The sequence below is a fragment of the Allorhizobium sp. NPDC080224 genome (assembly GCF_050281005.1).
Classification (GTDB): domain Bacteria; phylum Pseudomonadota; class Alphaproteobacteria; order Rhizobiales; family Rhizobiaceae; genus Allorhizobium.
Genome location: NZ_JBNNWJ010000018.1, coordinates 1 through 1,784, shown reverse-complemented (window position 1 = coordinate 1,784; position 1,784 = coordinate 1). Strand labels below are relative to the sequence as shown.

1 protein-coding gene and 2 pseudogenes are annotated in these 1,784 nt (G+C 61.3%); all 3 read left to right on the top strand.

What is annotated here, in order from left to right; translation table 11 throughout:
* A pseudogene (locus tag ACQKP1_RS25850) lies at window positions 1–108 on the top strand (transposase); the annotation flags it as partial.
* Window positions 109–163: 55 nt separating this feature from the next.
* Window positions 164–1,570, top strand: a complete 1,407-nt coding sequence (locus ACQKP1_RS25845; protein ID WP_374725560.1) for a transposase — start codon at window positions 164–166, stop codon at window positions 1,568–1,570.
* A 30-nt stretch (window positions 1,571–1,600) separates the two neighbouring features.
* A pseudogene (locus tag ACQKP1_RS25840) lies at window positions 1,601–1,784 on the top strand (transposase); the annotation flags it as partial.

The following is a 1,784-nucleotide window of genomic DNA, read 5'->3' as shown; positions in this document are numbered from 1 at the left end:
CTGCGCGGCGTCAAGCTCGTGGTCTCCGATGCACACGAGGGCATCAAGGCAGCCGTATCGAAGGTGCTTTCCGCCACATGGCAGAGGTGCAGGGTGGGGCTGTTGAAGAAGTCAGCCTCACGTGATTCGATTCATTTGGGATTGATTCTCTGGGTGCACCGGCATGTTGGGACATAAGGAACGCGGTCAGCTCGAGCTGTTCATGACGGGTTCGCTTCGACAGCTCATCCCCGACGACTACATTCTCGCCAAAGTGGATCGTGTCCTCGACCTCACGTGGCTCAGGGCAGAGGTTTCCGATCTCTACTGTGAGCATAACGGACGACCTGGGATCGATCCGGAGGTCGCCGTCCGGCTAATGCTTGCGGGCTTCCTGCTCGGGATCGTTCACGATCGTCGCCTGATGCGGGAGGCGCAGGTCAACCTCGGGATCAGGTGGTTTATTGGCTATGGCCTGCACGAGGCACTACCTGATCATTCGTCTCTGACGCGGATACGGCAGAGATGGGGGGTGGAGCGCTTTCGAAGGATTTTCGAACGCACGGTGGAGGCCTGCATCGCAGCAAAGATCGCGAAGGGGGACGTGGTGCATGTCGATGCCTCACTCATTCGCGCGGATGTGAGCTGGGAAAGCCTTGCGGTGCGCCACGTTGAGGCGGTTGCCGAAGCGAACGAAGATGCTTCCGTCGCTGAACGCGATAGCCGCAAGACTGGGAAGTTCAAGAAGGTCTGCGTCACCGATCCCGATGCGACGATGGCGACGAGCGGGCGCAACCGTCGGCTTGAACCCTCCTTCAAGCAGCACGCTGTCGTCGATGACGTCTGTGGCGTGGTTCTCGACGTCGAGGTAACCACCGGCGAAATCAACGAAGGTCAGGTCATCATCGAGCGCATCGACGCGACCGTTGAGACCACGGGCGTAGATGTCGAGACCGTCACGGCCGATGCAGGCTATGCCTATGCGAAGGTCTTCGGCGGGTTCGAGCGGCGGGGCATAAGCGCCGTCATACCAACGAAGGCGGAGCCGATCCGCAGCCCAGTGCCGATGCGCCGATTTCGCTACGACGCAAAGAACGACACCCTAAAGTGCCCGCGTGGAAAGACCCTCAGGCCGACCCGACCGGTCAAGCACGGTCGGTTCTTCTATTCCAAGGCAGCGGACTGCCGAGGATGCGATCTGGCAAGGCTATGCCTCTCGAAGGGGCGGGCAAACAAGGCCGTCGTTGTAGGGGACGATTACCCGGCGCTCCTGCGAGCCCGAAGACGCCGTGAGAAATGGACCGAGGAAGACCGGCGTCTGTACCAGCGGCATCGCTGGCGCTCAGAGGGGTTCCATGGCGAAGCGAAGAGCTGGCACGGACTCGCCCGCGCCGTTCGGCGCGGACTCTCCAACATGAAGATCCAATCCTACCTCACGGCCGCCGCCATAAACCTGAAGCGGCTCGCGGTAGCCCTTTTGCGACTGTTCTTGCTCGTGACTTCACCCCAGGCAACCATCTGCGAGCTGAGGAACGCTTTCAGCCGCATTCTACTCCCGCAGAGGTTCATTAACGCGCGAGGTGCTGCCTGATCGGCCATCGGCGACTTCTTCAACAGCCCCAGGGTTCACTTCATGCGCAATGCCCTCGCTCATGCGGGCAAGAGCGGACGGCGTGTCGTCTCCGCCTTCATCGCCACGGCCTTTGCCCAGGACACCCCGGAGGCGGCAAGCACCCAATGGCGCAATGTCGCCGACCAGATCAGGCCGAAGGTGCCGAAACTCGCCACGCTGATGGATAGCGCCG